At 70.8% G+C, this 22682-nt stretch carries 19 protein-coding genes and 1 riboswitch; of the genes, 13 read left to right on the forward strand and 6 right to left on the reverse strand.

Annotation, left to right across the window (positions count from 1 at the left end):
* Window positions 1-5 precede the first annotated feature (5 nt).
* The 3 genes from B5D66_RS04595 (at window position 6) to B5D66_RS04605 (ending at window position 3075) form a co-directional block, all read left to right on the forward strand.
* Entirely contained in the window at window positions 6-659 is a 654-nt protein-coding gene (locus tag B5D66_RS04595; protein ID WP_078760332.1) for a GNAT family protein, read from the forward strand.
* A 347-nt stretch (window positions 660-1006) separates the two neighbouring features.
* The gene (locus B5D66_RS04600; protein ID WP_078760333.1) at window positions 1007-1930 is read left to right on the forward strand and encodes a proteasome assembly chaperone family protein; all 924 of its coding nucleotides are present in this window, start codon (window positions 1007-1009) and stop codon (window positions 1928-1930) included.
* Entirely contained in the window at window positions 1927-3075 is a 1149-nt protein-coding gene (locus B5D66_RS04605) for a quinone-dependent dihydroorotate dehydrogenase (RefSeq protein WP_078760334.1), read from the forward strand. The genes B5D66_RS04600 and B5D66_RS04605 overlap by 4 nt, the downstream gene beginning before the upstream one ends.
* Window positions 3076-3157: 82 nt before the next feature.
* Here the strand turns inward: B5D66_RS04605 and B5D66_RS04610 are convergent, their stop codons facing one another.
* The 3 genes from B5D66_RS04610 to B5D66_RS04620 form a co-directional block, all read right to left on the reverse strand.
* Window positions 3158-3772 (reverse strand): DUF6461 domain-containing protein, encoded by a 615-nt coding sequence (locus B5D66_RS04610; protein ID WP_078760540.1) that lies wholly within the window; start codon window positions 3770-3772, stop codon window positions 3158-3160.
* Between the two features lie 114 nt (window positions 3773-3886).
* Window positions 3887-4423, reverse strand: a complete 537-nt coding sequence (locus B5D66_RS04615) for a hypothetical protein (RefSeq protein ID WP_144389965.1) — start codon at window positions 4421-4423, stop codon at window positions 3887-3889.
* A gap of 91 nt (window positions 4424-4514) precedes the next feature.
* Complete coding sequence (locus B5D66_RS04620) at window positions 4515-6080, reverse strand: polysaccharide deacetylase family protein (protein ID WP_078760336.1); 1566 nt, start codon at window positions 6078-6080, stop codon at window positions 4515-4517.
* A gap of 356 nt (window positions 6081-6436) precedes the next feature.
* Window positions 6437-6663: riboswitch (cobalamin riboswitch) on the forward strand.
* A gap of 171 nt (window positions 6664-6834) precedes the next feature.
* Here B5D66_RS04620 and metE point away from each other — a divergent pair.
* On the forward strand, window positions 6835-9111 hold the full coding sequence (metE, locus tag B5D66_RS04625; protein WP_078760337.1) for a 5-methyltetrahydropteroyltriglutamate--homocysteine S-methyltransferase: 2277 nt from the start codon (window positions 6835-6837) through the stop codon (window positions 9109-9111).
* A gap of 342 nt (window positions 9112-9453) precedes the next feature.
* Here metE and B5D66_RS04630 read toward each other — a convergent pair whose 3' ends face one another.
* Both B5D66_RS04630 and B5D66_RS04635 read right to left on the reverse strand, forming a co-directional pair.
* The gene (locus B5D66_RS04630; RefSeq protein WP_078760338.1) at window positions 9454-10410 is read right to left on the reverse strand and encodes a carbohydrate kinase family protein; all 957 of its coding nucleotides are present in this window, start codon (window positions 10408-10410) and stop codon (window positions 9454-9456) included.
* A 307-nt stretch (window positions 10411-10717) separates the two neighbouring features.
* Window positions 10718-11806 carry a hypothetical protein gene (locus B5D66_RS04635; RefSeq protein ID WP_235000793.1) on the reverse strand — a complete coding sequence of 363 codons (1089 nt, stop codon included), beginning with the start codon at window positions 11804-11806 and terminating at the stop codon, window positions 10718-10720.
* 548 nt (window positions 11807-12354) lie between these two features.
* Here B5D66_RS04635 and B5D66_RS25645 point away from each other — a divergent pair.
* Complete coding sequence (locus B5D66_RS25645) at window positions 12355-12528, forward strand: hypothetical protein (protein ID WP_200813517.1); 174 nt, start codon at window positions 12355-12357, stop codon at window positions 12526-12528.
* A gap of 251 nt (window positions 12529-12779) precedes the next feature.
* Window positions 12780-13211, forward strand: coding sequence for a PPOX class F420-dependent oxidoreductase (locus tag B5D66_RS04640; protein WP_078760339.1), 432 nt, complete (start codon window positions 12780-12782; stop codon window positions 13209-13211).
* A 128-nt stretch (window positions 13212-13339) separates the two neighbouring features.
* Here the strand turns inward: B5D66_RS04640 and B5D66_RS04645 are convergent, their stop codons facing one another.
* A complete protein-coding gene (locus tag B5D66_RS04645) occupies window positions 13340-14374 on the reverse strand; it encodes a coiled-coil domain-containing protein (protein ID WP_078760340.1) in 1035 nt (344 codons plus the stop codon).
* A gap of 703 nt (window positions 14375-15077) precedes the next feature.
* Here B5D66_RS04645 and B5D66_RS04650 point away from each other — a divergent pair.
* The 7 genes from B5D66_RS04650 (at window position 15078) to B5D66_RS04680 (ending at window position 22666) form a co-directional block, all read left to right on the forward strand.
* Window positions 15078-16034 (forward strand): methionine ABC transporter ATP-binding protein, encoded by a 957-nt coding sequence (locus B5D66_RS04650; RefSeq protein WP_078760341.1) that lies wholly within the window; start codon window positions 15078-15080, stop codon window positions 16032-16034.
* On the forward strand, window positions 16031-16711 hold the full coding sequence (locus tag B5D66_RS04655; RefSeq protein ID WP_078760342.1) for a methionine ABC transporter permease: 681 nt from the start codon (window positions 16031-16033) through the stop codon (window positions 16709-16711). The genes B5D66_RS04650 and B5D66_RS04655 overlap by 4 nt, the downstream gene beginning before the upstream one ends.
* Window positions 16712-16751: 40 nt before the next feature.
* Window positions 16752-17606 (forward strand): MetQ/NlpA family ABC transporter substrate-binding protein, encoded by an 855-nt coding sequence (locus B5D66_RS04660; RefSeq protein ID WP_078760343.1) that lies wholly within the window; start codon window positions 16752-16754, stop codon window positions 17604-17606.
* Window positions 17607-17860: 254 nt separating this feature from the next.
* A complete protein-coding gene (locus B5D66_RS04665; protein ID WP_078760344.1) occupies window positions 17861-19156 on the forward strand; it encodes an extracellular solute-binding protein in 1296 nt (431 codons plus the stop codon).
* 128 nt (window positions 19157-19284) lie between these two features.
* Window positions 19285-20292 (forward strand): carbohydrate ABC transporter permease, encoded by a 1008-nt coding sequence (locus B5D66_RS04670; RefSeq protein WP_432936123.1) that lies wholly within the window; start codon window positions 19285-19287, stop codon window positions 20290-20292.
* Window positions 20289-21203 carry a carbohydrate ABC transporter permease gene (locus B5D66_RS04675; RefSeq protein ID WP_078760345.1) on the forward strand — a complete coding sequence of 305 codons (915 nt, stop codon included), beginning with the start codon at window positions 20289-20291 and terminating at the stop codon, window positions 21201-21203. Before B5D66_RS04670 ends, B5D66_RS04675 begins: the two co-directional genes overlap by 4 nt.
* Window positions 21200-22666, forward strand: coding sequence for a GH1 family beta-glucosidase (locus tag B5D66_RS04680; protein ID WP_078760346.1), 1467 nt, complete (start codon window positions 21200-21202; stop codon window positions 22664-22666). The genes B5D66_RS04675 and B5D66_RS04680 overlap by 4 nt, the downstream gene beginning before the upstream one ends.
* Window positions 22667-22682: the final 16 nt, after the last annotated feature.

The raw sequence follows: 22682 nt of genomic DNA on the forward strand, positions 1-22682 counted from the left end.
CGACCATGACCGAATCCGACGGCATCGAGGAAGCGCTCTCCCATAACCTGCGCGAGGCGATGGTCAGGGCGGAACAGGTCGGGCGTCTGCTGGCCCGCCGACTCGACCTCATCACCGACACCCTCGCTCGCGGAGCCGTGGCGGCCGACCGGGCTTTTGCGCTCCATCGCCTGCGCAGGCGGGTCTGGAAGAAGGCCCAGGAGAAGCTGAAGCAGGTCGAGGACCCCCAATGGTGGGAGCGCGCAACCCCGGACCAGATCGCCGAGGTCCATGAGGTGGCCGTGACCTGGCGCGACCAAGAGCGGATAGCCCGGAAAGCCGACGACACCATCCACCAGGAGGTCCTGGACCGTTATGGGCTTGACCTGCGCACCCTAACGCGGCAACAGGTGTGGGAGGGACTGGAAAGGTCCACCAACGAGATCGATGGCGAATCTAAGCCCACCTATGACTCGCCGGAACGGCGCGATCGGGAGAAGCAGCGGATGGAGCGGGAAGGACTCGACCCTGAGCTCATCGACACCCACATGGTCGTGGACACGATGAACGCCCGGCCGCCGCACGACGCCGTACAACGATGGTGGGCGCGGTGGCGCTCGCGTGGTCCACGCGGTAGGGAGCTCCCCGGCCAGCAGGCCGAACAGGACCTCGGGTTGTGATCTCAACCCCCGATCCCGCTGTTCCCCGTACCTCTCTGTTGCTGGCAGGTGTGGCTTGAATCTGCCTGGGGCGTATCCGGGAAAGCACCGTCCTGATCTCTTGGTGAGGCGAGTCGTCGAAGTCCGCCGTGTCCGGTTCCCTCCCGTCCCGCCCGTGGGGTCGGGCGGTGGTGTCTCAAGGCGGGCGAAATCGAGCTTTACGGTCATCCCCTGGCAGGTCGGTATCCTGGGAAGGAATCCGAAGGCCCGGCGTACGACGTCCGCCGGCCCGCACGGCCGCCTCCCGGGAGGGCCCCGGGGCGGCCCCGCCCCCAGATCACCCGGCGTGAGAATGGAGAGCCGTCCAGGTGCGAGATCCTGCTGATCTCTACGAGCTTCGCCCCGATCCTCCCGAGCTCGCCGAGCCGGTCATGTTGGTGGCCCTCGACGGCTTCGTGGACGCGGGGGCCGCCGCCAGGCAGGCGGTGGGAAGCCTGCTCGAGGACTTCGAGGCCGAGGAAATCGCGACCTTCGATATCGACCGGCTCCTCGACTACCGCTCCCGCCGTCCGGTGATGACGTTCAACCGGGACGCCTGGACCGGTTACGCCGACCCCAAGCTCGCCCTCTACCTCCTGCGTGACGGCGAGGGCACGCCCTTCCTCCTCCTCAACGGCCTGGAGCCCGACCGGGAGTGGGAGGCGTTCAGCCAGGCCGTCATCCAGCTCGTCGAGCGTTTCTCGGTGAGCCTGACGGTGGGCTTCCACGGCATCCCCATGGCGGTCCCCCACACCCGCCCGGCCACTGTCACGGCCCACGCCACCCGCGCCGAGCTGGTCTCGGGTTTCACCCCGTGGATGGGGACCGTGCAGGTTCCGGGCAGCGCCGCCTCCCTGCTGGAGTACCGCCTGGGCGAGGCCGGCCACGACTTCATCGGGTACGCCGTCCACGTCCCCAGCTACCTGGCCCAGTCGGAGTACCCGCGGGCGGCCCTGTCGGTGCTGGAGTACGTCGCCGGGGCCACGGGCCTGGCGCTTCCCACCAGCCGCCTGGAAGAGGCCGCGAGCGAGACCGACGCCGAGATCGAACAGCAGGTCCAGGCGTCGGAGGAGGTCCAGCGGGTGGTCCACAACCTCGAACGGCAGTACGACGACTTCCTCGCGTCGCGCGACCTCGCCGCCGACCTCGACCCCCTGCTCGCCGGGGACGAGTCGCAGCTGCCCACCGCCGACGAACTCGGCGCGGAACTCGAACGCTACCTCGCCGAACGCGACCGCGGCACAGAAGGATGACGGCCGGACCCGTGCTCTACCAGTTGCTCTTCCACGCCGTTCTGCGCCGCATGGACGCCGAACAGGCCCACCACCTCAGCTTCGCCGCGCTGCGCGCCTCGGCGAACGTCCCGGGGGTCGCCGAGGCGATGCGCCGGGTCCTGGGGCCCCGCGACCCCGAACTCCGGATCCACGCGCTGGGCCGGGAGTTCGCCGGCCCGCTCGGCTTGGCGGCGGGTTTCGACAAGAACGCCCACGGAGTGGCCGGGCTCGTCGCGCTCGGCTTCGGGCACGTCGAGGTCGGCACGGTCACCGCGCGCCCCCAGCCCGGCAACCCCAAGCCGCGGCTGTTCCGGCTCGTCGCCGACCGCGCGATCGTCAACCGGATGGGGTTCAACAACGAGGGCTCGGCGGTGGTGTCGGAACGGCTGCGCGCCCACCGCGCCCGCCACGGACGCCGGCACGTCATCGGCGCCAACATCGGCAAGACGAAGGTGGTCCCCGAGAACGAGGCGATCGCCGACTACGTCACCAGCGCGCGCCGTTTCGCCGACGTCGCGGACTACCTCGTGGTCAACGTCAGTTCGCCCAACACCCCGGGGCTGCGCAATCTCCAGGCGGTCGAGCACCTGCGGCCGCTGCTGACCGAGGTGCGCCGTACGCTCGACGACGCCGGCCACCCCGAGCTGCCGCTCCTGGTGAAGATCGCGCCGGACCTCGCCGACGCCGACATCGACGCCGTCGCCGACCTCGCCCTGGAACTCGGCCTGCACGGCATCATCGCCACCAACACCACGATCGCGCGCGAGGGCCTGCGGACCGACCCCGCCCAGGTCGACGCGGCGGGCGCCGGTGGTCTGTCGGGCGCCCCGTTGAAGCACCGCTCGCTGGAGGTGCTCAAGCGGCTGCGCGCGCGGGTGGGCGACCGTATCGTGCTCATCGCGGTCGGCGGGGTGGAGACCCCGGTGGACGCGTGGCTGCGCATCCGGGCCGGGGCCACCCTGGTGCAGGGCTACACGGGGCTGATCTACGGCGGTCCGCTGTGGCCGCGCCGCATCCACAAGGGGCTGGCGCGGCTGGCGCGGGCGGCCGGTTACGCCTCGGTCGCCGACGCGGTCGGGGTCGACGTCGACCTCGCGGTCCGCGACCGCGCGCCGGCCCGCTGAGATCGGCCTCCCACGACGGGAGACGGGCCGGTGCGCCACCCTTCGCGGGGTGGCGCACCGGCCCGTTGGGTCTCCTCGGGGGTCAGCGGGCGGTGAGCGGCGCGTACCCCTCCAGCTCCGCGCCGAGCAGCGGCCCCGCGAAGTGGCTGGGGCGGACCCGCACACCGGTGACACGTTCGGCCAGTGCCAACGCCGCGGCGCCCGGATCGGGGTGCACCGCCTCCGCGTCGGTGTCGATCCCCACCGCGGTCATCTCCGCCAGCAGGGCGTCGGGCTCGGTCCCCTTGCGCGCATCAGGGAAGCGGACGTCGAAGAAGGTCCGCAGCACGCCGTCGGCGACCCAGCGGAACTCGTAGCGGTGCTCCATGACGACCCGTACCGACACGAGTTCGGTCCCGGCCGACAGGGCCCGGTAGCGCTCGGGCCGGGTGGCGCGGCACCCGGTGGGCTCCACCAGCAGGGTCCACCCGTTCACCTGGAGGGCGTGCGCGGTCATCGGGGGAGCGCCCTCGCAGCACAGGCCGGCCTCCACGGCCTCGGCGATGGGCAGTGAGCGCAGCCGGCGCTCGTCGGCGCCGAGCCGGCACAGGGCCTCGGCCTTGCCCACGCCCTTGACGTAGGACAGGCAGTAGGCCTCGGCGAGGTCGGGCTGGGTCTCTTGGAGCCAGGCATAGTCACGGGCAAGTGCGGCGGACATCGGCCCGTCCCTTCGACAGTCGGGGGCCTCGTTGCGGTGGGCGGCGTTGTCCACGTCGCTTCCGGCCTTCACCCGGCGTGTTCCCACTAGGAGGTCGGCTAAGCGTCCCATTGTTCAGGTCACCATTGGTCGGTCGGGATGTTCGGGGGCGGGGACGAGCGCGGAGACCACCGCGAGGATGCGCTGCACCAGTTCGGCGGGGGTGGCGGTGGCGTCGATGACCACGCCCTCCTCGTCGTCGTGCAGCGGTTCCAGCTCGGCCAGTTGTGCCTCCAACAGGGCGGCCGCCGTGGCGTCGCGCAGTCGGCGTACGCGGCGCACGAGCAGGTCACGGCCTGCGGAGAGGTGGATGAAGTACAGTCCCGGGTCGCCCGAGCGCAGCAGGTCACGGTGCCGGCGGGTCAGCGCGGGACAGGTGGCGACGGCGAACACGCCGTCGCGGCGGCGTTCCGACAGCCAACGGGACAGCGGGCCCGGGAAGGGCTCCCGATGGTCGGGGGCCATGTCACGGACGTCGATGTAGGAGGCGGTCAGATGGCGGGCGAGCAGTCTCGCCACGGTCCTCGTACCGGTCCCGGCGACCCCCATCATCACGAGGGCCTTCCGCGGCGGCCCCAGGTTCCAGCCGTCAACGTCACTACTCGCACCCACGAGCGACCACCTTACGCGCGAATGGGGGCAGCTCCGTATCCGGGACCGCCCCCACGCGGGGTCATCCATGCCACATCTTCGGGCGCGGGGGTCAGGCGTCCGGTGACGCGCTGGGATCGGGGGCCTCCTCCTGCTCCTCGGGCTCGGGGTGGCCGTCGAAGTAGGACTTGCCGGCCTCGGTGTCACCGAGGAGCTGCGAGACCGTCACCATCGTGTACCCCTGTTCCTCCAGCCGCTTCAGGATCTCGGGAACCGCGTCGACCGTCGTGGAGTGGATGTCGTGCATGAGGATGATCGAACCGGGCTGGACGTTCTCGACCGCGCGCTTGGCGACGATGTCGGCGTTGCGGTCCTTCCAGTCGTTGGTGTCGACGCTCCAGATGATCTCGGCCAGCCCCAGCTCCTTGCTCACCTCCGCGACGGAGTCGTTCGTCGCGCCGTAGGGGGGACGCATGAGGTCGACGTCGTAGCCGGTCTCACGCCGGATCAGGGCGTTGACGGTGGCGAGCTCGGAGGTCACCTTCCCCGACGACACCGTGGTCAGGTCGGGGTGGGTCACGGTGTGGTTGGCCACCTCGTGCCCCTCGGCGTATTGGCGGCGCACGGTGGTGGGGTGTTCGCGGACCGGGCCGCCGGTGAGGAAGAACGTGGCCCGCGCGTCGTGTTCGGCGAGCGCGTCGAGCAGCTCGGGGGTCCGCTCCCCGGGGCCGTCGTCGAAGGTCAGCGCGACACACTTGGAGTCGGGTGCCGAGCAGTCCACCGAGTCGTCGCGGGCGGGCAGTACGCCGGGCACCGCGCTCGGGGCGGGGTCGGCGGAGGGGGAGGGGGCCGGCCGCTCGATCCGGAAGTCGGGGGTGACGACGGTGGCGGCGGCCTGCGCGCGCCGGCCGAAGTCCGACAGCAGCGGTTCGACGTCGTCCTTGCGGACCACGGTGAACACGCGGCCGTCTTCGGGGGGCGCGACCTGACCTTCGTCGAACTCCACGACCAGGTCGCCGTCGGCGTTGAACCCCATCGAGTCGTACAGGCGCAGGATCGGGTGGAGCGCGGAGACGTCGACGTCGTCGGAGGCGGAGAGGTTCTCCTGGACGATGTCGTTGAGGGCGTCGAGTTCCTCCTGGCCGGCGATCAGCTGGGTGGAGTAGGCCGGACGTCCGTTGGCGGCGTCGTACCAGTGGGTGGAGTAGAGGGTGCGCGGCCCCTCGGAGTCCTCCTCGTCTTGGACGAGCCGGATGCCGACGACGTCGTCGCCGGCCACGGTCACCCCCCAGTCGATGCCGATGCTCTTGGCTCCGGGGTTGGCGGCCCGGAAGTCGTCGACCTCCTGCGCGGTGGCCGCGGCGAGGTGCTCGGTCAACGGGGCGGCGTTGGGGACGGTCGGGTAGGCGACCTCGACGGCGACCCCGTCATCCTCGCTGCTCTTCTCCTCACCGAGGTCGACGACCAGCGCCGGGTCGACGACGGTCAGTTCACCGGGCTCCCCGGTCGCGGGCTCGCGAGGGTCCTCCTGGGTTCCGGAGGCGTGTTCGGCCTCGCTTCCGGACGAGCACGCTCCGGCCAACAGGACGGCCGCGCTGGCCGCGGCGACGCCACGCACGAGGCGGGCGCCTCCGCGCCGGGCGGTGCCTCGGAAGGTGCGGGAGGTGCTGGAGGGCATGGATTCACCAGGGACTTTCAACGGAAGGATGGTCTTTCACAGTCGAAGAGGTTCGACTTGCTTTGTCGCACGGGTGGGGTGGGACGGTTCCCTATCTTCTATGTCGATATGGACACGGTCCCCCTGATGAGGCTAGAACCACCGAGGCCGTGGCGTCTCACCCAATCGAGTAATAACACGACCGCATCGGGTCCGCTTTCAGGTGTTCGGTGCTTGAAACAGCCTCTGACATGCCGGTTCGCGGAGGCGAGGCGGGGCGGGGGCCGAAAATGCCATCTCGATCACGTGTCGGCCACAAGCGGACACGGCCGATCGGCCCACCGCCTCCGCGGTCGAGGCGGTCTGCAGGGGACGGCCTATACTCCCGGTGCGGTCGGTTCACGCGCGGCCTCGGGTCGTGCGTGTCGCAAGAGGGAACCCGGTGCGAATCCGGGACTGCCCCGCAGCGGTATGTGGGAACGAACGCCGTTTTTCGAGCACTGGACGCCACGGCGTCGGGGAAGCGACGGCCAGTAGGAGACGTGACGCGCCGCGTCACGCCGTGCCCGCGAGTCCGAAGACCTGCCACCGCCCGTGGTCGCGCCGCGACCACGGCTGTCCGAGGCCCCGAGGGAGGGCCGGACGACGACGGACGGTGGCCGCGTGGGCCCCGCCCGCGCGTTCGCGCACCCTCGTGGCCGAAGGACGACGGCTTCGACGAGGGAGAGAAGACCATGCGCGAGGACCTGAACGTGTCCGTCGGGGCGGGTGCCCGATGACGACGACCGTTCTCGGCTACCCCCGCATCGGGCCGCGGCGCGAGCTCAAGCGCGCCCTGGAGTCCTACTGGGCCGCGGACATCGACGCGGCCGAACTCGACACCGTGGCCGCCAGGCTGCGCGGCGCCACCTGGCGGACGCTGCGCGAGGCGGGCGTCGAGCACATTCCGTCCAACACCTTCTCCTACTACGACCACGTGCTCGACACCGCGGTCATGTTCGACCTGGTGGCGCCGCGTTTCGCCCGGATCGCCGAGGGGGACGACGACCGCTCCGCCGAGCTGCGGCGCTACTTCGCCATGGCCCGGGGCTGCGATGAGGCGGCGCCGTTGCGGATGACGAAGTGGTTCGACACCAACTACCACCACCTGGTGCCGGAGCTGTCGCCGGCCACCCGGCCGCGCCTGGCCGGGCGTAAGCCCCTGTCGGAGTACGTCCAGGCGCGTGGGCTCGGCTATGAGACCCGTCCGGTGCTGCTCGGCCCGCTGACCCTCCTCCTGCTGTCCGAGGGCTCCCCTGACGCCCCGCGGGGATGGCGGCCCCTGGAGCTGCTCGACGGGCTGCTCGACTGCTATGCCGAACTGCTCGGTGAGCTCGCCTCCGCGGGTGCGGGGTGGGTCCAGCTCGACGAACCGATCCTGGCCACCGACGCCGGCCAGGAGGTTCTGCGCGAACTGGGGGACGCCTACGAGCGCCTGGGCGGGGTGGCGCAACGGCCGAGGATCCTCGTCGCGGTCTACCACGGGCCGGCCGGCGAGGGCGCGCTGGAGACGCTCAAGCGGACCCCCATCGAGGGGGTCGCCCTGGACCTGGTGCGCGGCAACGCCGAGGACGTGTCCAAGGTCGGCGGCCTGGGCGCAAAGAGCCTGGTCGCCGGGGTCGTGGACGGACGCAACGTCTGGCGCGCCGACATCCCGGCGGCCCTGTCGACGCTGGCCTCCCTGCTGGGCCTGGCGGGGGAGGTCGTGGTGGGGACCTCCTGCCCTCTCCTGCACGTCCCCTACGACCTGGAGGTCGAGACCGGCCTGGACCCGTCGGTGCGCGACCGGTTGGCCTTCGCCCGGCAGAAGCTCGACGAGGTGGTCCTGCTGGGCCGCGCCCTCGCCGGAGCGGAGGACGTCGAGGAGCAGCTGGCCGGGGCCCGGCAGCGGTCGAGCGAGCGCGCCCCGCGGGCCTTCACCGACCAGCGGGTGCGGGCCAGGCTGGAGGCGCTCGGGCAGGCTCCGGCCCGCCCCTCCTACCGGCAGCGCGAGCGCGCCCGGGCCCCGCTGCCTCCTCTGCCCACGACGACGATCGGCTCCTTCCCGCAGACAGGTGAGATCCGGGCGGCGCGCGCCGCCCACCGGGCGGGACGGATCACGACGCAGGAGTACGAGCGGGAGATGCGCGCCGAGATCGACCGCGTCATCGCCCTCCAGGAGGACATCGGCCTGGACGTCCTCGTCCACGGCGAACCCGAACGCAACGACATGGTGCAGTACTTCGCCGAGCGGCTCGACGGTTTCGCCGTCACCGACCACGGGTGGGTGCAGTCCTACGGTTCGCGCTGTGTCCGCCCGCCGATCCTCTACGGCGACGTCGCCCGGCCCGCCCCGATGACCGTGGAGTGGACCACCTACGCCCAGTCCCGCACGGACCGGCCGGTCAAGGGGATGCTCACCGGGCCGGTCACCATGCTGGCCTGGTCGTTCGTGCGCACCGACCAGCCGCTCGCCGAGACCGCCCGCCAGGTCGCCCTGGCCCTCCGTGACGAGATCTCCGACCTGGAGCGTGCCGGGATCCGCCACATCCAGGTCGACGAGGCGGCGCTGCGGGAGCTGCTGCCGCTGCGCGGACGCGACCACGCCGCCTACACCGCCTGGGCGGTGGGGGCGTTCCGGTTGGCCACCTCGGGGGCCACCGCCGGCACCCGTATTCACTCGCACATGTGCTACTCGGAGTTCAGCGCGATCGCCCCGGTGATCGACGCCTTGGACGCGGACGTGACCAGCATCGAGGCGGCCCGTTCCCAGGCGTCCCCGGCGGCCGACCTCGCCGGCGCGGGGTTCGACCGGGGGATCGGTCCGGGGGTCTATGACATCCACTCCCCGCGCGTCCCGACGGTGGCGGAGATCGAGCAGGCGCTGCGCGCGGCGCTGGAGCACACCGAGCCGGAACGGCTGTGGGTCAACCCCGACTGCGGGCTGAAGACACGCGGCTACGCCGAGGTCGAGCCGGCGTTGCGCGCCATGGTCGAGGCGGCCCGCAGGATCCGGGCCGAGCTGGCCGGGTGAGCCGGGCGGGGCCTTCTCCGGGAAGGCCCCGCCCCGTGCCCCGGCGGACCCGGCCGCACGGCCGGGTCCGCCGCCCATGAGGGGGCGGGGCGCGGCGCGTCCTCGCGCGGCCGGCGTCACCGTCCCGGGCCTGTGGAGCCGGCCGTCCCGTCGACGTCCCGGGCACGGCCGAGGACGTCCACCCTTGGCCGTCCGGTGCTTCGGCGCCGCGCCCGTCGCGGCCGGGAACCGGCCCCGGCCGCGTGGAGCACAGCCCGTTCGACCCGGAGCGGGCCCCGCCCGCGCCGTCCCCCGCCGTCGTGGTCTCCCCGACGGGGGCGCCCGGCCCGGGAGACGACGGGCTCAGGCGGTGGCGGGGAAACGGACCTGCGGCGGGTCGAGGGGACCCGGATCGGCGCCCACGCGCTCGCACACCCGTCCCGAGACCCAGTGGGCGTGGTCCAGGCACGCCGCGAGCGCCTGTGCGTCCAACGAGGCCAGCCGGTCCCGCCCGGCGGCGCCCAGGACGCCGTTGCGGTCGAGCGCGTCCAAGACCCCCGCGGCGAAGGCGTCCCCCGCGCCCACGGTGTCGGCCACCTTCACCGCGGGCGGTGTGCGCACCAACAGGAGCGGGTCGGCCCCGCCGCGCAGCGCGACGGTGCCCTCCCCGCCCCGTGTCACGAACACCAGACGGGGCCCCAGCCCCGCCCAGAAGCGGGCCGTCTCTTCGACGGAACGTCCCGGGTACAGCCACCTGACGTCCTCGTCGCTGGCCTTGACGATGTCGGCCAGCGCGATCTGGCGCTCCACCCGCTCACGCTCGGTCGCGGGGTCACCGGCGAGGGCGGGGCGGATGTTGGGGTCATAGCTCACGGTCACCCGCTCGCGCTGCCGGGCGATCCACTTCTCCAGCACCGCCGAGCCGGGGGCCAGGGCCAGCGCCAGCGAGCCGACGTGCAGCGCCGTCACGTCGTCCGCGACGGGATCGGGCAGCTCCTCGGGACGCCACTGCCAGTCGGCGGTGCCGTTCACGTAGAAGCCGTACTCGGCGTGTCCCGCCTCGTCGATGTCGGCGATGGCCAGGGTGGACGGCTCGGAGGCGCTGACCAGGTCGCGCCCGTCCACGCCACACGACGTGATGTAGCCGCGCAGCCGGCGGCCGAAACGGTCGGAGCCGATCCGGGCCAGCAGGGACGCCGGGGTTCCGAGCCGGGCCAGCGCGACAGCGGTGTTGGTCGGCGCGCCACCTGGCGCGGCACGGTAGGTTCCGCTCTCGGCGCTGATGAGATCGATCAGGGCCTCGCCGACGACGGTGATCAAGGCAGGTCCTTTCCGAGGGGTAGAGGGGAGGACGCGCCTGTCAGGCGCGTCCGGAACGGTCCGGGCCCCGCCGTAGGGGAGGAGCCGACGGCGTTGCGGCGCCGAGAGGGCGCGAGGCTCTCGCATGCCACGCGGACGTCCTCCTCGGTCCCGTCGGCGGGTCCGGCCGCGCCGGAGGGAAGCGGGCCGCTTCCCGTTGGGAGTATGGCCTTAGCGCGCCACTCGGACAACGCGCCCGCCCCGAGAGGGAGCGGACGCGCGAAGGGGCGCGTGGAGGATCCACGCGCCCCTTCGGGACAGGTCGGCGTCAGCTTCCCACGAGGTTGAGGGCCTGCTTGCCGAGCTCGGGCATCAGCCCCTCGACGTCGGAGAACTCCAACGGCGCGGGAGCGCCCTCGGACATGATGTCCGGGCTCATCGTGTAGATGATCTCCAGGTTCATGTTGTCCTCGCGGATGAGCAGGGTCGCCACGGATTGGTTGCCGAAGGACTCCTGCTCGCTGAAGATCAGCTTCGCCTCGTCACCGAGGTTGACGTCCTGCTGCTCCAGCACCTTGGTCGGCAGGATGTCGCTCGTCTCGTCGGTGGCGTAGTCGAGGTTGAACTGGAAGTCCTCCTTGGCGCCCTCGACCGAGTCGGAGGCACCGTAGGGCACCGAGTAGTCGACCTGGAGGGTGCCGTAGGTGCCGTCCTCGCCGAGGACGCTCCAGGTGCAGGAGGAGTTGTTGTCGCTGAGGTACTTGCTCGGGTCCGTGGCGCCGATCTCCGCGGCCTTCTCCTCGGTGATGGCCGTGCAGGGGTCCTCGGTGAGCGTGTAAGGCGGCTCGCCCGCGGCGCTGGTGGTGCCGCCCTCGTCGCCGCCCTCCTGCTCCTGGCCGCTCTGCTGCTCCTGCTCCTGCGAGGTGCCGGCGTCGCCGCCACCGGCCGAGGGCGCGGGTTCGCTGGAGCCGTTACGCATCAGCATCACCACGACCGCGACGACGAGGATCAGGATGACCGCGCCACCGCCGATGACGATCCACAGCCCGGCGTTGCTCTTGCGCGGGGCGGGCGGCTGCGGCGGGTAACCGGGCATCCCCATGCCGGGACCCCCGGGGCCACCGGGGCCATAAGGCGGCTGCCCGCCCTGGAACATCTGCTGTTCGTGGGGCTGCTGGAACTGCGGGGCGCCGGGCTGCTGGCCGTAGGGGCCGCCCTGGTAGGCGGGCTGGCCGCCACTGTCGCCATAGGGGGACGACGGGTAGGGGCCGCTCGGGTACTGGGGCTGGCCGCCACCGGGCTCGCCCTGCTGGCCGGCTCCGCCGTAACCGCCACCGTAGTGGCCCGGCTGTCCGCCGGAGTCTGAGTCACCACCGGGGTACTGCGGTGGCTGTGTGTAGGGTCCGTTGTCGCTCATGGCTCCCCTCGCGCCCGCTGCGTTGTGTTCCGTCCTGGGACGCACGTGAACGCCCCATGGTTCCAACTGGATGACTTGCCCGGCGCACTCCTGCCGGCCGTCCGCGGGGCACCGGAAGCTTACGCGTCGTCGGTGACGTTTCCGGTGGCCGCGTCTTGGGGGTGAGGAAGCGGACAAGACCTCCGGCGTCACGTCCGGGGAACGGGCCGTTGACGTGGGAGGCGGCCGGTTCCGCGGGGGACGCGAGAGCTGAAATCCTAGCCCGAGACGGGGGCTGGAGGGCAGACATCAAGGGAGGAAGCAGGCGGATCGTCACTCTTTTGTAGCTGGACTGTGCTGCCTGCGGCGCTCCCGGGGAACCCCGGCGGGGGAAGGCGCGGCCGCGATCGTTGCCGGATCGAAACCCGGGCGGGACCGATGGCCACGCCTTTTTGGCGAATCGTGGCGGGAAAGGCGGCCGAGAGCCCGGCGGGGCCGCCGGGCGGCGCCTAGAGTTGCCGGCGAGCGGTGGGCAGGGGAGCCCGGCGACCGGACAGGAGGGTGCGCTGATGTCGTCTCCGTCTTCTTCGGCTGGACGTGACGAGGACGCGCGGGCCGAGCCGCCCCGGCGGGGACCGCTCGCCTGGGCCGTCTTCGTCGTCGCGATCGCGGTGGTGCTGGCCGTCATGGCCGGGTGCATGACGGTGATGTACGCGCCGGTGTTCTCCGGTCTGGGGGGCTGACTCCCGAGCCCGCGGCGGGAGGGCGGGGCGGAGCCCTACGGACGGGCTTCCACTCCCATCGACCGCCGCCGGCCATCGCCGCACGGCGCCGGCCGTCCGCGTTCCCGCAGGCCCGAGGCCGGCCCCGCGGCGGCCTGCCCGGGGCGGTGCTCGGCCCGTCTCGCCGGCGAACCGTGGAATGCCGGGTGGGCACCGAGAGAGCGGCGTACCTTGGGAACGACCACGGCCTCCGACGAGATGGGGATCACGATATGACCGACGCGCCGTTCAACCCGCGTGAGCTGCTCGCCGAGAGCCGACTCGGCGTCCTCGCGACCATCAAGTCGGACGGTCGGCCGCAGCTCTCCCCGGTGAGCCCCTTCTACGACCCGCGGACCGACACCGTCTACGTGTCGATGACCGAGGGGCGCGCCAAGACGGCCAACCTGCGACGCGACCCGCGGGCCGCGATCGAGGTGACGCGCTCCGATGGGTGGGCGTGGGCCACCGCCGAGGGCACGGTGACGCTCACCGGGCCGGGCGGCGACCCCCACGGCCCTGAGGTCGAGGCGCTGGTCGAGTACTACCGGCGCGCGGCCGGGGAGCACCCCGACTGGGCGGAGTACCGGTCGGTGATGGTGTCCGAGCGCAGGGTGCTCATGACGATGGCCGTCGAGCACGTCTACGGCGAGCGGCTCCGCTGAGGGCGGAGCCGGTCCACGCGGGATCAGACCGGCGAACGCGGGCCGCGGAGCTTCGACGCGGTGGGGCGCCAAGGGCCGGGACGCGACGGTGACGGCGCCTCACCGTGGCGGAGCGGGCCGCGCGCCCGTCAGAACATCGAGATGTGCACGTGGTCGAAGTGGTTCTCGGTGATGCTGCCGCGGTCGGCCATGTCGCGCCAGCCCTCGTCACCGCGCCGGATGTCCCAGATCTTCTGCCGGTAGATGATGTACATGATCCCGAGCCGGTCGGCGTTCTCCTGCGCCCACTCGGCGATGGCGTAGCCGTGGTCGATCTGCTCCTGCGAGGGCATCTGCCCGTTGGCGTCGACCATGAAGTCGCAGGCCCGGCCCTTGGGGTGTTCGCCGACCACCCAGCCCCCGTTGGGCCGATAGCAGCCGACGCCGCCGTGTTCCCGGTTCTCCCCGAACTCCTCGATGATGAGTTCCTTCATCTGGCGGGTGCGCGGCGTGAGGTTGTCGGGACCCCCCATCTGCTGCACCGGGTAGTCGGCGATCATCGCCTGGACCTCCTCGCGGCGCTCCTCCAGCGCCGCGAGGTCGGCCTCGACCTGTTCGACCTTGGCCTGCGCGGCCTCCTGCGCCTCGCGGTCCTGCGCGACGGCCTCTTCGAGCTGCGTGATCTTGTCGCGGTTGCTGGTGGCGAGGTGGTCGACCATCACCGCGCGGTCGATGATGTCCTGGGGGTCGTCCTCGACGAACAGGGTCATGGCCGGCTCCAGGCCGCCGCCGGTGTAGGTGGCGATGGCGAGCCGGCGGACCTCGTCGCGCGCCTCGTCGACCTGTTCCTGGGTCGAGTCCGCGCGCTCCTCGGCCTCCTGGGCCTCGGCGATGACGCCTTCCATGTCCCGCAGCTCGCCGTTGTACTCCTCGCTCAGGGAGTCGGCCCGGGCGAGGAGGCTGTCGAGGTCCTCGGCCGGCGCCGGCGCGGGCGCCACCGCCAGGGCGGGAGCGGGGGACAGGGTCAACGGTGCCACCAGGGCGAAGGCCGCGATGGCGACCCCCGAGCGGCGCAGTGACGCCGCGCCGAGGCGCGGGCGCGCGAGGGCGCTGCGGGACGGGCAAGGCGGATCGGGCGCCCAGAAGTCGGCGTAGTCGTCGCCGGTCGAACGGTCGGGCTGCACTCTCTCGCTCCTCGATAGGCGCAGGACTCCCGGGAGAGGGCACTGGCCTTCCCGGGAGCGGGGTCTGCTCGCTGCCGCGGGCCGCGTCGTGTGGTCGGCTCCGTCCGAGGACGGGGACGTCCCGGAGGGCGGGGCCGAGGAAGCTCGTGGCCGGACGTCGAGCACTTTAGGAAAAATTGACTCTCTTGCCAATCGCGATGCCAATATCACGCCCGGGGATGGGGAGGGTCGGGCACTCGCGGACGAGTCTAGGTGTCCGGCAAGGGGAAAGCGGACGTTTCGGGTGATCTGTGTCATGGCCCATGCGGCCTGTTCAGCTAGGGAGACTCGGATCACATTTTCCTACTGTTATAGTGGGTTTTGTGGCGGAGGTAACCCGCTCCACCGCAATGTGGACACGGCGGGAATGGTTGTCTAGTTACGTGGATGGTGAACGGATGAGCGGTGCGCACCCCTGCGTCGCGACGACGCGCGGGCGGCGGTACCTGTCCTGCCACCGTTCCGCCGGCGGGTGTTGCCTGATGCGCGGCTGAGCCCCGGCCTCCGTGAGATCCCGCGCCCCCGGGCGCGTTCCCCGCGGCGGCCCCGCCGCCCAGCCCCGGCGCGACCCCGCGCCGTGCGGCCGGTCCCCGCGTGGTCCCGGGCCGTGGCGGACCCTGCACCCATCCGGAAACTTAACGAGGAAGACCCAGTGATAAACGCTGTGGGCCTGCGCAAGGTCTACCGGTTGAAAGACCGCGAGGTGCTCGCGCTTGACGGCGTCGACCTGCACGTCCGTCAAGGCGAGATCTATGGCGTCGTGGGCCAGAGCGGTGCCGGCAAGAGCACCCTGCTGCGCTGCGTCAACCTGCTGGAACGCCCCACCGCGGGAACGGTCGCCGTCGACGGCGAGGACCTCACCTCCCTGAGCGGGGCCCGGTTGCGCGCGGCGCGGCGCGGGATCGGCATGGTGCACCAGCACTTCGCCCTGTTGTCCTCGCGCACGGTCGCGGCCAACGTGGCCTTCCCGCTGGAGATCGCCGGGGTGGGCCGCGCCGAGCGCCGCCGCCGTGTCGGCGAGCTCCTCGAACTCGTCGGCCTCCAGGAGAAGGCCCGCGCCTACCCGGCACAGCTGTCCGGTGGCCAGAAGCAGCGGGTGGGGATCGCGCGGGCGCTGGCGTCGAGTCCCAAGGTCCTGCTGTCGGACGAGGCCACCTCGGCGCTGGACCCGGCGACCACCGAGTCCATCCTCGAACTGCTGCGCGACCTCAACCGCGAACTCGGCCTGACCATCCTGCTCATCACGCACGAGATGGACGTGATCAAGCGGATCTGCGACTCCGCCGCGATCATGGAGCAGGGCGTGTTCCGCGAGTCCGGCAAGGTCCTCGACCTGCTCGCCACACCGGGGTCGCTGCTCGCCCGGTCCCTGTTCCCACTGCCGCCCGCCGACGCCCCCGGCGTCGTCACCATCACCTATCCGCGGCAGTTCGACGAGCCGCTGATGTCGGAACTGACCCGCAGGTTCGACGTTGACGTCAACGTCCTCGGCGGCGCGGTCGAGACCGTCTCGGGCCAGTCGGTGGGCCGGCTCAACGTCGGCATCCAGGGCGCCAACCGCGCTGCGGCCCTGGCCTATCTCAAGGACAAGGGGCTGTTGGTGGAGGAGTCGACCCGATGAGCTGGATCCACGAACTCGCCGAGCGCTGGCCGGACATGTGGCCCGTGCTGTGGCTGGGCACCCTGGACACGCTCTACATGGTCCTGTGGGCCACGCTGTTCACGGTCCTGTTCGGCCTGCCGCTGGGGGTGCTGCTCGTCATGACCGACCGGGGCGGGTTGACCCCGGCCCCCGCGGTCAAGGCGGTCCTGGGCGCGATCGTCAACATCGGTCGCTCGTTGCCGTTCATCGTGCTGATGGTGGCGGTGCTGTCGTTGACCCGGTTCCTCACCGGCACCACGCTGGGGCCGACGGCCGCCATCGTGCCGTTGAGCATCGGGGCGATCCCGTTCTTCGCCCGCCTGGTCGAGACGGCGTTGCGCGAGGTCGACCGGGGCGTCATCGAGGCGTCCCACGCCATGGGCGCGCGACGGCTGACGATCGTGGCCAAGGTGCTGCTCCCCGAGGCGCTGCCGGGACTGATCGCCGGACTGGTCATGACGATCGTCGCGCTCATCTCCTACTCGGCGATGGCCGGCGCGATCGGCGGCGGTGGTCTGGGTGACATCGCGATCCGCTACGGCTACCAGCGCTTCGACGACTACTACCTGTGGGCGACCGTGGTCTTCCTCGTCATCGTCGTCCAGCTCATCCAGAGCCTCGGTGACGTGCTCGTGCGGCGGATGTCCCACCGCTGAGAGCCCGTTCCGACATCACTGCAACGACAAGGAGCACACCGTGCGCAAGCCCTGGGCGATCCTCGCAGCCGCGACCTTGACCACCACCCTCGCCGCGTGCGGCAGCCCGAGCGAGAACGCGGCCCAGCAGGAGGGCGACAGCGATCTGACCACGCTGCGGATCGGCGTCAACCCGGTCCCCCACGGCGACATCCTGGGCTTCGTCCAGGAGAACCTGGCCGAGGAGGCCGGGCTGAACCTGGAGATCGTGGAGATCGCCGACTACAACCAGCCCAACCCGCAGCTCGCCGAGGGCGCGCTCGACGCGAACTACTTCCAGCACCGCGTCTTCCTCGGCGAGTGGCAGGCGGCCAACCCCGACGACGAGCTGGTCTACGTCAGCGACGTCCACGTCGAGCGCCTGGGGCTGTACTCCACGAAGGTGGAGGACGTGGCCGACATTCCCGAGGGGGCCGAGATCGCGGTGCCCAACGACGCCGCCAACCTCGACCGCGCTCTGACCACCCTGGAGGCCGAGGGTCTGATCACGGTGGATCCCGAGGCCGGCGCGCTGGCGACCGAGAAGGACATCGCCGACAACCCCAAGGACATCAAGGTCACCCCGTTGGAGGCGGCCCAGCTCCCGCGGTCCCTGGGTGACGTGGACGCCGCCGTGGTCAACGGTAACTACGCGATCGAGGCCGATCTGGCGACGGAGGCCAACACGCTGGCCTGGGAGCCCGACGGCGGCGCCGACTACGTCGAGAACTACGCCAACGGCCTGGTCGTGCGGGCCGAGGACCAGGACGACCCCGCGGTCACCAAGCTGGCGGAGCTGCTGCACAGCGACGAGGTCGTCTCCTACATCGAGGAGACCTGGCAGGGCGTGGTGTTCCCGGTGGAGAACCAGGCCTGACGTCGTCCGGCCCCTCGGGGCCGGGAGGGACGCCGAGTCGAGGGCCGTGGCCCCGCGTGAAGACGCGGGGCCACGGCCCTTTCGGCGTCGTGGGGGTGGGACGAGGCGGTGTGATCGGGGTAACGGTTATGTTTCGCCGTCATGTCGGGGGATTGACGTAGACCACACGGAAGGGCTTCTCTTGTGGGAGCGCTCCCATATGGGGGGTACGGGACGCCCCGTCGTTGACTTTCCTGCCGGAGAAGGGTCCGCAGATGCAAACCTTCCGACGTCGCCCCTTCCAGGCCGCCGCCGCGGCGGCCGGGGTCGGTGCACTCCTCCTCACGACCGCCTGTGGCGGCGGTGACTCCGCCGACGCCAACGGCGAGATCACTCTCGTCGTCGACACCTACGGGGTCTTCGGCTACGACGAGCTGTACAAGCAGTTCGAAGCGGAGCACCCCAACGTCACGATCGAAGAACGCAACATCACCGACCTCGCCGAGTACACCCCGCAGCTCCAGCAGAACATCGCCGCGGGCAGCGGAGCGGGCGACGTCGTCGCGCTGGAGGAGGGCAACGCCGTCCAGTTCCTCCAGCAGTCCGACAAGTTCGTCGACCTGCGCGAGTACGGCGCCGAGGAGCTGGAGGGCAACTTCCTCGCCTGGAAGTGGGAGCAGGGCAAGGACACCGAGGGCAAGCTCGTCGGCCTGGGCACCGACATCGGCAGCATGGGCATGTGCTTCAACATCGACCTGTTCGAGGAGGCCGGCCTGCCCACCGACCGCGAAGAGGTCGCCGAGCTCTGGCCCACCTGGGACGACTTCATCGAGACCGGCCTGGAGTTCAAGGAGGCCGAGACCGGCGCCGACTTCGTCTCGACGATCACCCCCTACTTCAGCGTGCTGACCGTCCAGGGCGGCGAGCACACCTTCCAGGACACCGAGGGCAACCTCGTCGTCGAGACCAACCCCACGATCCGCGAGTCGTGGGACCTCGTCACCCGCATGGCCGAGGAGGGGCTGTCCGCCAGCCTGCCGATGTGGTCCGACGAGTGGAACGCCGCGATCCAGAGCAACGCCTTCGCGACGCTGCCCTGCCCGGCCTGGATGCTCGGCCACATCGAGAGCACCGCGGGCACCTCCGGCGCCAACAAGTGGGACGTCGCCGCGGTCCCCGAGGGGCGCGGTAACTGGGGCGGTTCCTGGCTGGCGGTCCCGACGCAGAGCGAGCACCCGGAGATGGCCGCCGAGCTGGCCAAGTTCCTGACCTCCCCCGAGGGACAGCTCGAGGCCTGGAACTCCGCCAACGTCCTGCCCTCCTCGCCCGAGGCGATCGACAGCCCCGAGGTCCAGGAGTTCGAGCGCGAGTACTTCAACAACGCCCCGGTCGGCCAGATCTACGGCGCCAGCGCCAAGGAGCTGGAGCCCGTCTACTTCGGCCCGGACAACCAGGCCATCGGTGACGCCTTCCGCGCCGCCCAGGAGTCGGTGGAGCAGGGACAGGCCACCCCCGACGAGGCGTGGAACACCGCCGTCGAGGCGGCCAAGCGGGCCACCGGCGAGAGCTGACCTCCCGACCTGACCACGCGGCCCGCCCGGCCGGCCGGCACCCCCTCCCCGGTGCCCGGCCGCGCCGGGTCGGGCCGCCCTCATCACCCTCCTCAACGCATACGGAATTCTTCGAAGGAGCGCGCGACGTGACCACTCCTCTCAAGCGCGGTGGCGCCCCGCCACCCGCGGTCCCCCCCACGGGCGGGAGCCGCGGTGCCGCGGCACCGGGCAGCCCGAAGGGAACGGAGGAACGCCGGTTCCTGTGGACGAAGCTGGACACCAAGGCGTCGCCCTACCTTTTCATCGCCCCGTTCTTCATCCTGTTCGCGATCTTCGGGCTCTTCCCGCTGCTCTACACGGTGTGGGTCTCCCTGCACGAGTGGAGCCTCATCGGCGGCAACGAGGGCTTCGTCGGCCTGGACAACTACGCCCGGTTGATGGGTGACGCCAAGTTCTGGAACGCGCTCTACAACACCCTCGGCATCTTCCTCATCGCGGTCGTGCCGCAGCTGCTCATCGCGCTCTTCCTGGCCGACACCCTGAACCGCAGGCTGCGCGGGCGGACCATGTTCCGCATGGTGCTGATCCTGCCCTACATCACCTCGATCGCCGCTGTCGCGATCGTGTTCAGCCAGCTCTTCGGCACCCAGTACGGCCTCATCAACTACGGTCTCGGATTCCTCGGGATCGACCCGATCGACTGGCGGGGTGAGAAGTACGCCTCCTGGGTGGCCATCGCCATCATGATCGACTGGCGGTGGGTGGGTTACAACGCGCTGATCTACCTCGCCGCGATGCAGGCCGTCCCCAAGGACGTCTATGAGGCGGCGGCGCTCGACGGCGCCAGCCGGATGCGCCAGTTCTGGCAGATCACCATCCCGATGTTGCGTCCCACCATCATCTTCACGGTCATCATCTCCACCATCGGGCAGCTCCAGCTGTTCACCGAACCCTCGGTGTTCGGTACCGACGGGACGATGGCCGGCGGCACACAGGGACAGTTCCAGACGGTGATGATGCTGGTATTCCAGGAGGCCATGCGCTACGGCAACTACGGTTACGGTGCCGCCATCTCCTGGGCGTTGTTCCTGTTGGTCGTGCTCTTCTCGATCGTCAACGCCCTGTTGAGCAGCCGGATTCGGAGTGCGTCATGACCGCCACCTCCCTGACGACAACGAGACCCGGCGGTCCCGCCGCAGGCTCCCCGCGCCGTACCCGCAAGCGCAAGGGCGGGGGGACGATGCGCGAGGCCACCCCGCTGACCTACATCGCGCTGATCATCACGGTCCTGCTCTCGGTCTTCCCACTGTGGTGGATGTTCGTCGTGGCCACCCGCGACACCTCGGCCGCCTCCCAGCGCCCGCCCACGCTGCTGCCGGGCGGGAACTTCATCCTGAACATGGAGCGCCTGTTCGCCAACACCACCGCGAACTTCACGACCGGTCTGACCAACTCGCTGATCGCCTCGACCACGGTCGCCGTGGCGGTCGTCTTCTTCTGCTCGCTGGCCGGCTTCGCCCTGGCCAAGCTGAGGTTCAAGGGGCGCGGCGCCTTCACCGTCGCCGTCGTGGTGACGATGGCGGTCCCGGTGCAGGTCGGCATCATCCCCCTGCTCATGCTCATGGACTGGCTGGGCTGGCGGGGCGAGTTGCAGTCGGTCATCGTGCCGTTCCTGGTCAGCGGCTTCGGCGTGTTCATGATGCGCCAGTACGTCGAGCAGACGGTCCCCGACGAGCTGTTGGAGGCGGCGCGCATCGACGGCTGCTCCACGTTCCGGATGTACTGGAACGTCGTGCTGCCCGCCCTGCGCCCGGCGATGATCGTCCTGGGGTTGCTGACCTTCATGACCACCTGGAACGAGTTCGTCTGGCCGCTCGCCGCGCTCAACGCCGACAACCCGACCGTCCAGGTCTCCATCAACCAGCTCAACGTCTCGGCCTACTCTCGTGACTTCTCGCTGATGTTCATGGGATCGACGTTCGCGACCCTCCCGCTGCTCATCCTGTTCATCGTCTTCGGCCGTCAGCTCGTCGGCCGGATCATGGAAGGTGCGATCAAAGCGTGAACCCTTCTCCTTCATCCACGCAGTCCCCGGCTCCCGCCCCCAAGGCGGGGGAGGCGACCGAGGTCCGCTTCCCCGAGGGCTTCGTCTGGGGCGCGGCGACGGCGTCCTTCCAGGTCGAAGGCTCGACCACCGCCGATGGGCGCGGAACGAGCATCTGGGACACCTTCTCGGCGACGCCCGGCAAGGTCATCGGCGGCGACACCGGGGAGCCGGGGACCGACCACTACCGGCGTTACGTCGAGGACGTCGCGCTCATGCGCGAACTCGGCCTGGGCGCCTACCGTTTCTCCGTGGCCTGGCCGCGCATCCAGCCCGACGGTAAGGGCGGGATCAACCGGGCCGGCCTGGACTTCTACGACCGGCTGGTCGACGAGCTCCTCGCGGCGGGCATCGACCCCTGGCCGACGCTGTACCACTGGGACCTGCCCCAGCAGCTGGAGGACGACGGCGGTTGGCCCGTGCGCGACACCGCGCTGCGCTTCGCCGAGTACGCCGCCGTGGTCCACGGCACGCTCGGCGACCGGGTCACCAACTGGAACACCCTCAACGAGCCGTGGTGCGCCTCCTTCCTCGGCTACGGCGAGGGCGTCCACGCGCCCGGCCGCACCGATCCGGCCGCGGCCCTGGCCGCCGCCCACCACCTGCTGCTCGGCCACGGCCTGGCGGTCGCGGCGATCCGCGAGCAGGCCGGGCAGTTCGACCGTGTCCCGCGACTGGGCCTGGCGCACAACCAGACGGTCATGTGGCCCGACACCGACAGCCCGGCCGACCAGGCTGCGGCCCGTTTCGCCGACGGACTGCGCAACCGGATCTTCACCGACCCGCTGTTCCACGGCGCCTACCCCGAGGACATCGTCGAGGGGCTGGCCTCCATCACCGATTTCGGGTTCGTCCGTGACGGCGATCTCGCTGTGATCTCCACCCCACTGGACATGCTCGGGATCAACTTCTACAACCCCCAGTGGGTGTCGGGCGACCCCGCCCGGGTGGACCCCGCGACGCTGGACGACGGCGACAACGCGATGCGGCTCGGCGACGTTCCCATGGCGTTCGTCCGCAGGGGACTGCCCACCACCGCGATGGGATGGGAGATCGAGCCCGAGGGCCTGTACGCGGTGATGACCCGCCTGGCCGCCGAGGCCCCGGGCGTCGACCTCTATGTCTGCGAGAACGGGGCGGCCTTCGAGGACGTGATCACCGAGGACGGCGGCGTGCACGACCACGAGCGCACCGCCTACATCGACGCGCACCTGCGCGAGGTGCACCGGGCGATCGAGGCCGGCGTGCCCATGCGCGGCTATTTCGTGTGGTCGCTCATGGACAACTTCGAGTGGGCCTGGGGATACTCCAAGCGGTTCGGGATCGTCCACGTCGACTACGAGACCCAGCGGCGCACGCTCAAGGACAGCGCCCTGTGGTACTCCGATGTGATCCGCAGGGGAGGACTGCTCAGGGAGTCCTGAACCTTCCCCGAAACCG

The sequence above is a fragment of the Marinactinospora thermotolerans DSM 45154 genome (assembly GCF_900167435.1).
GTDB lineage: Bacteria > Actinomycetota > Actinomycetes > Streptosporangiales > Streptosporangiaceae > Marinactinospora > Marinactinospora thermotolerans.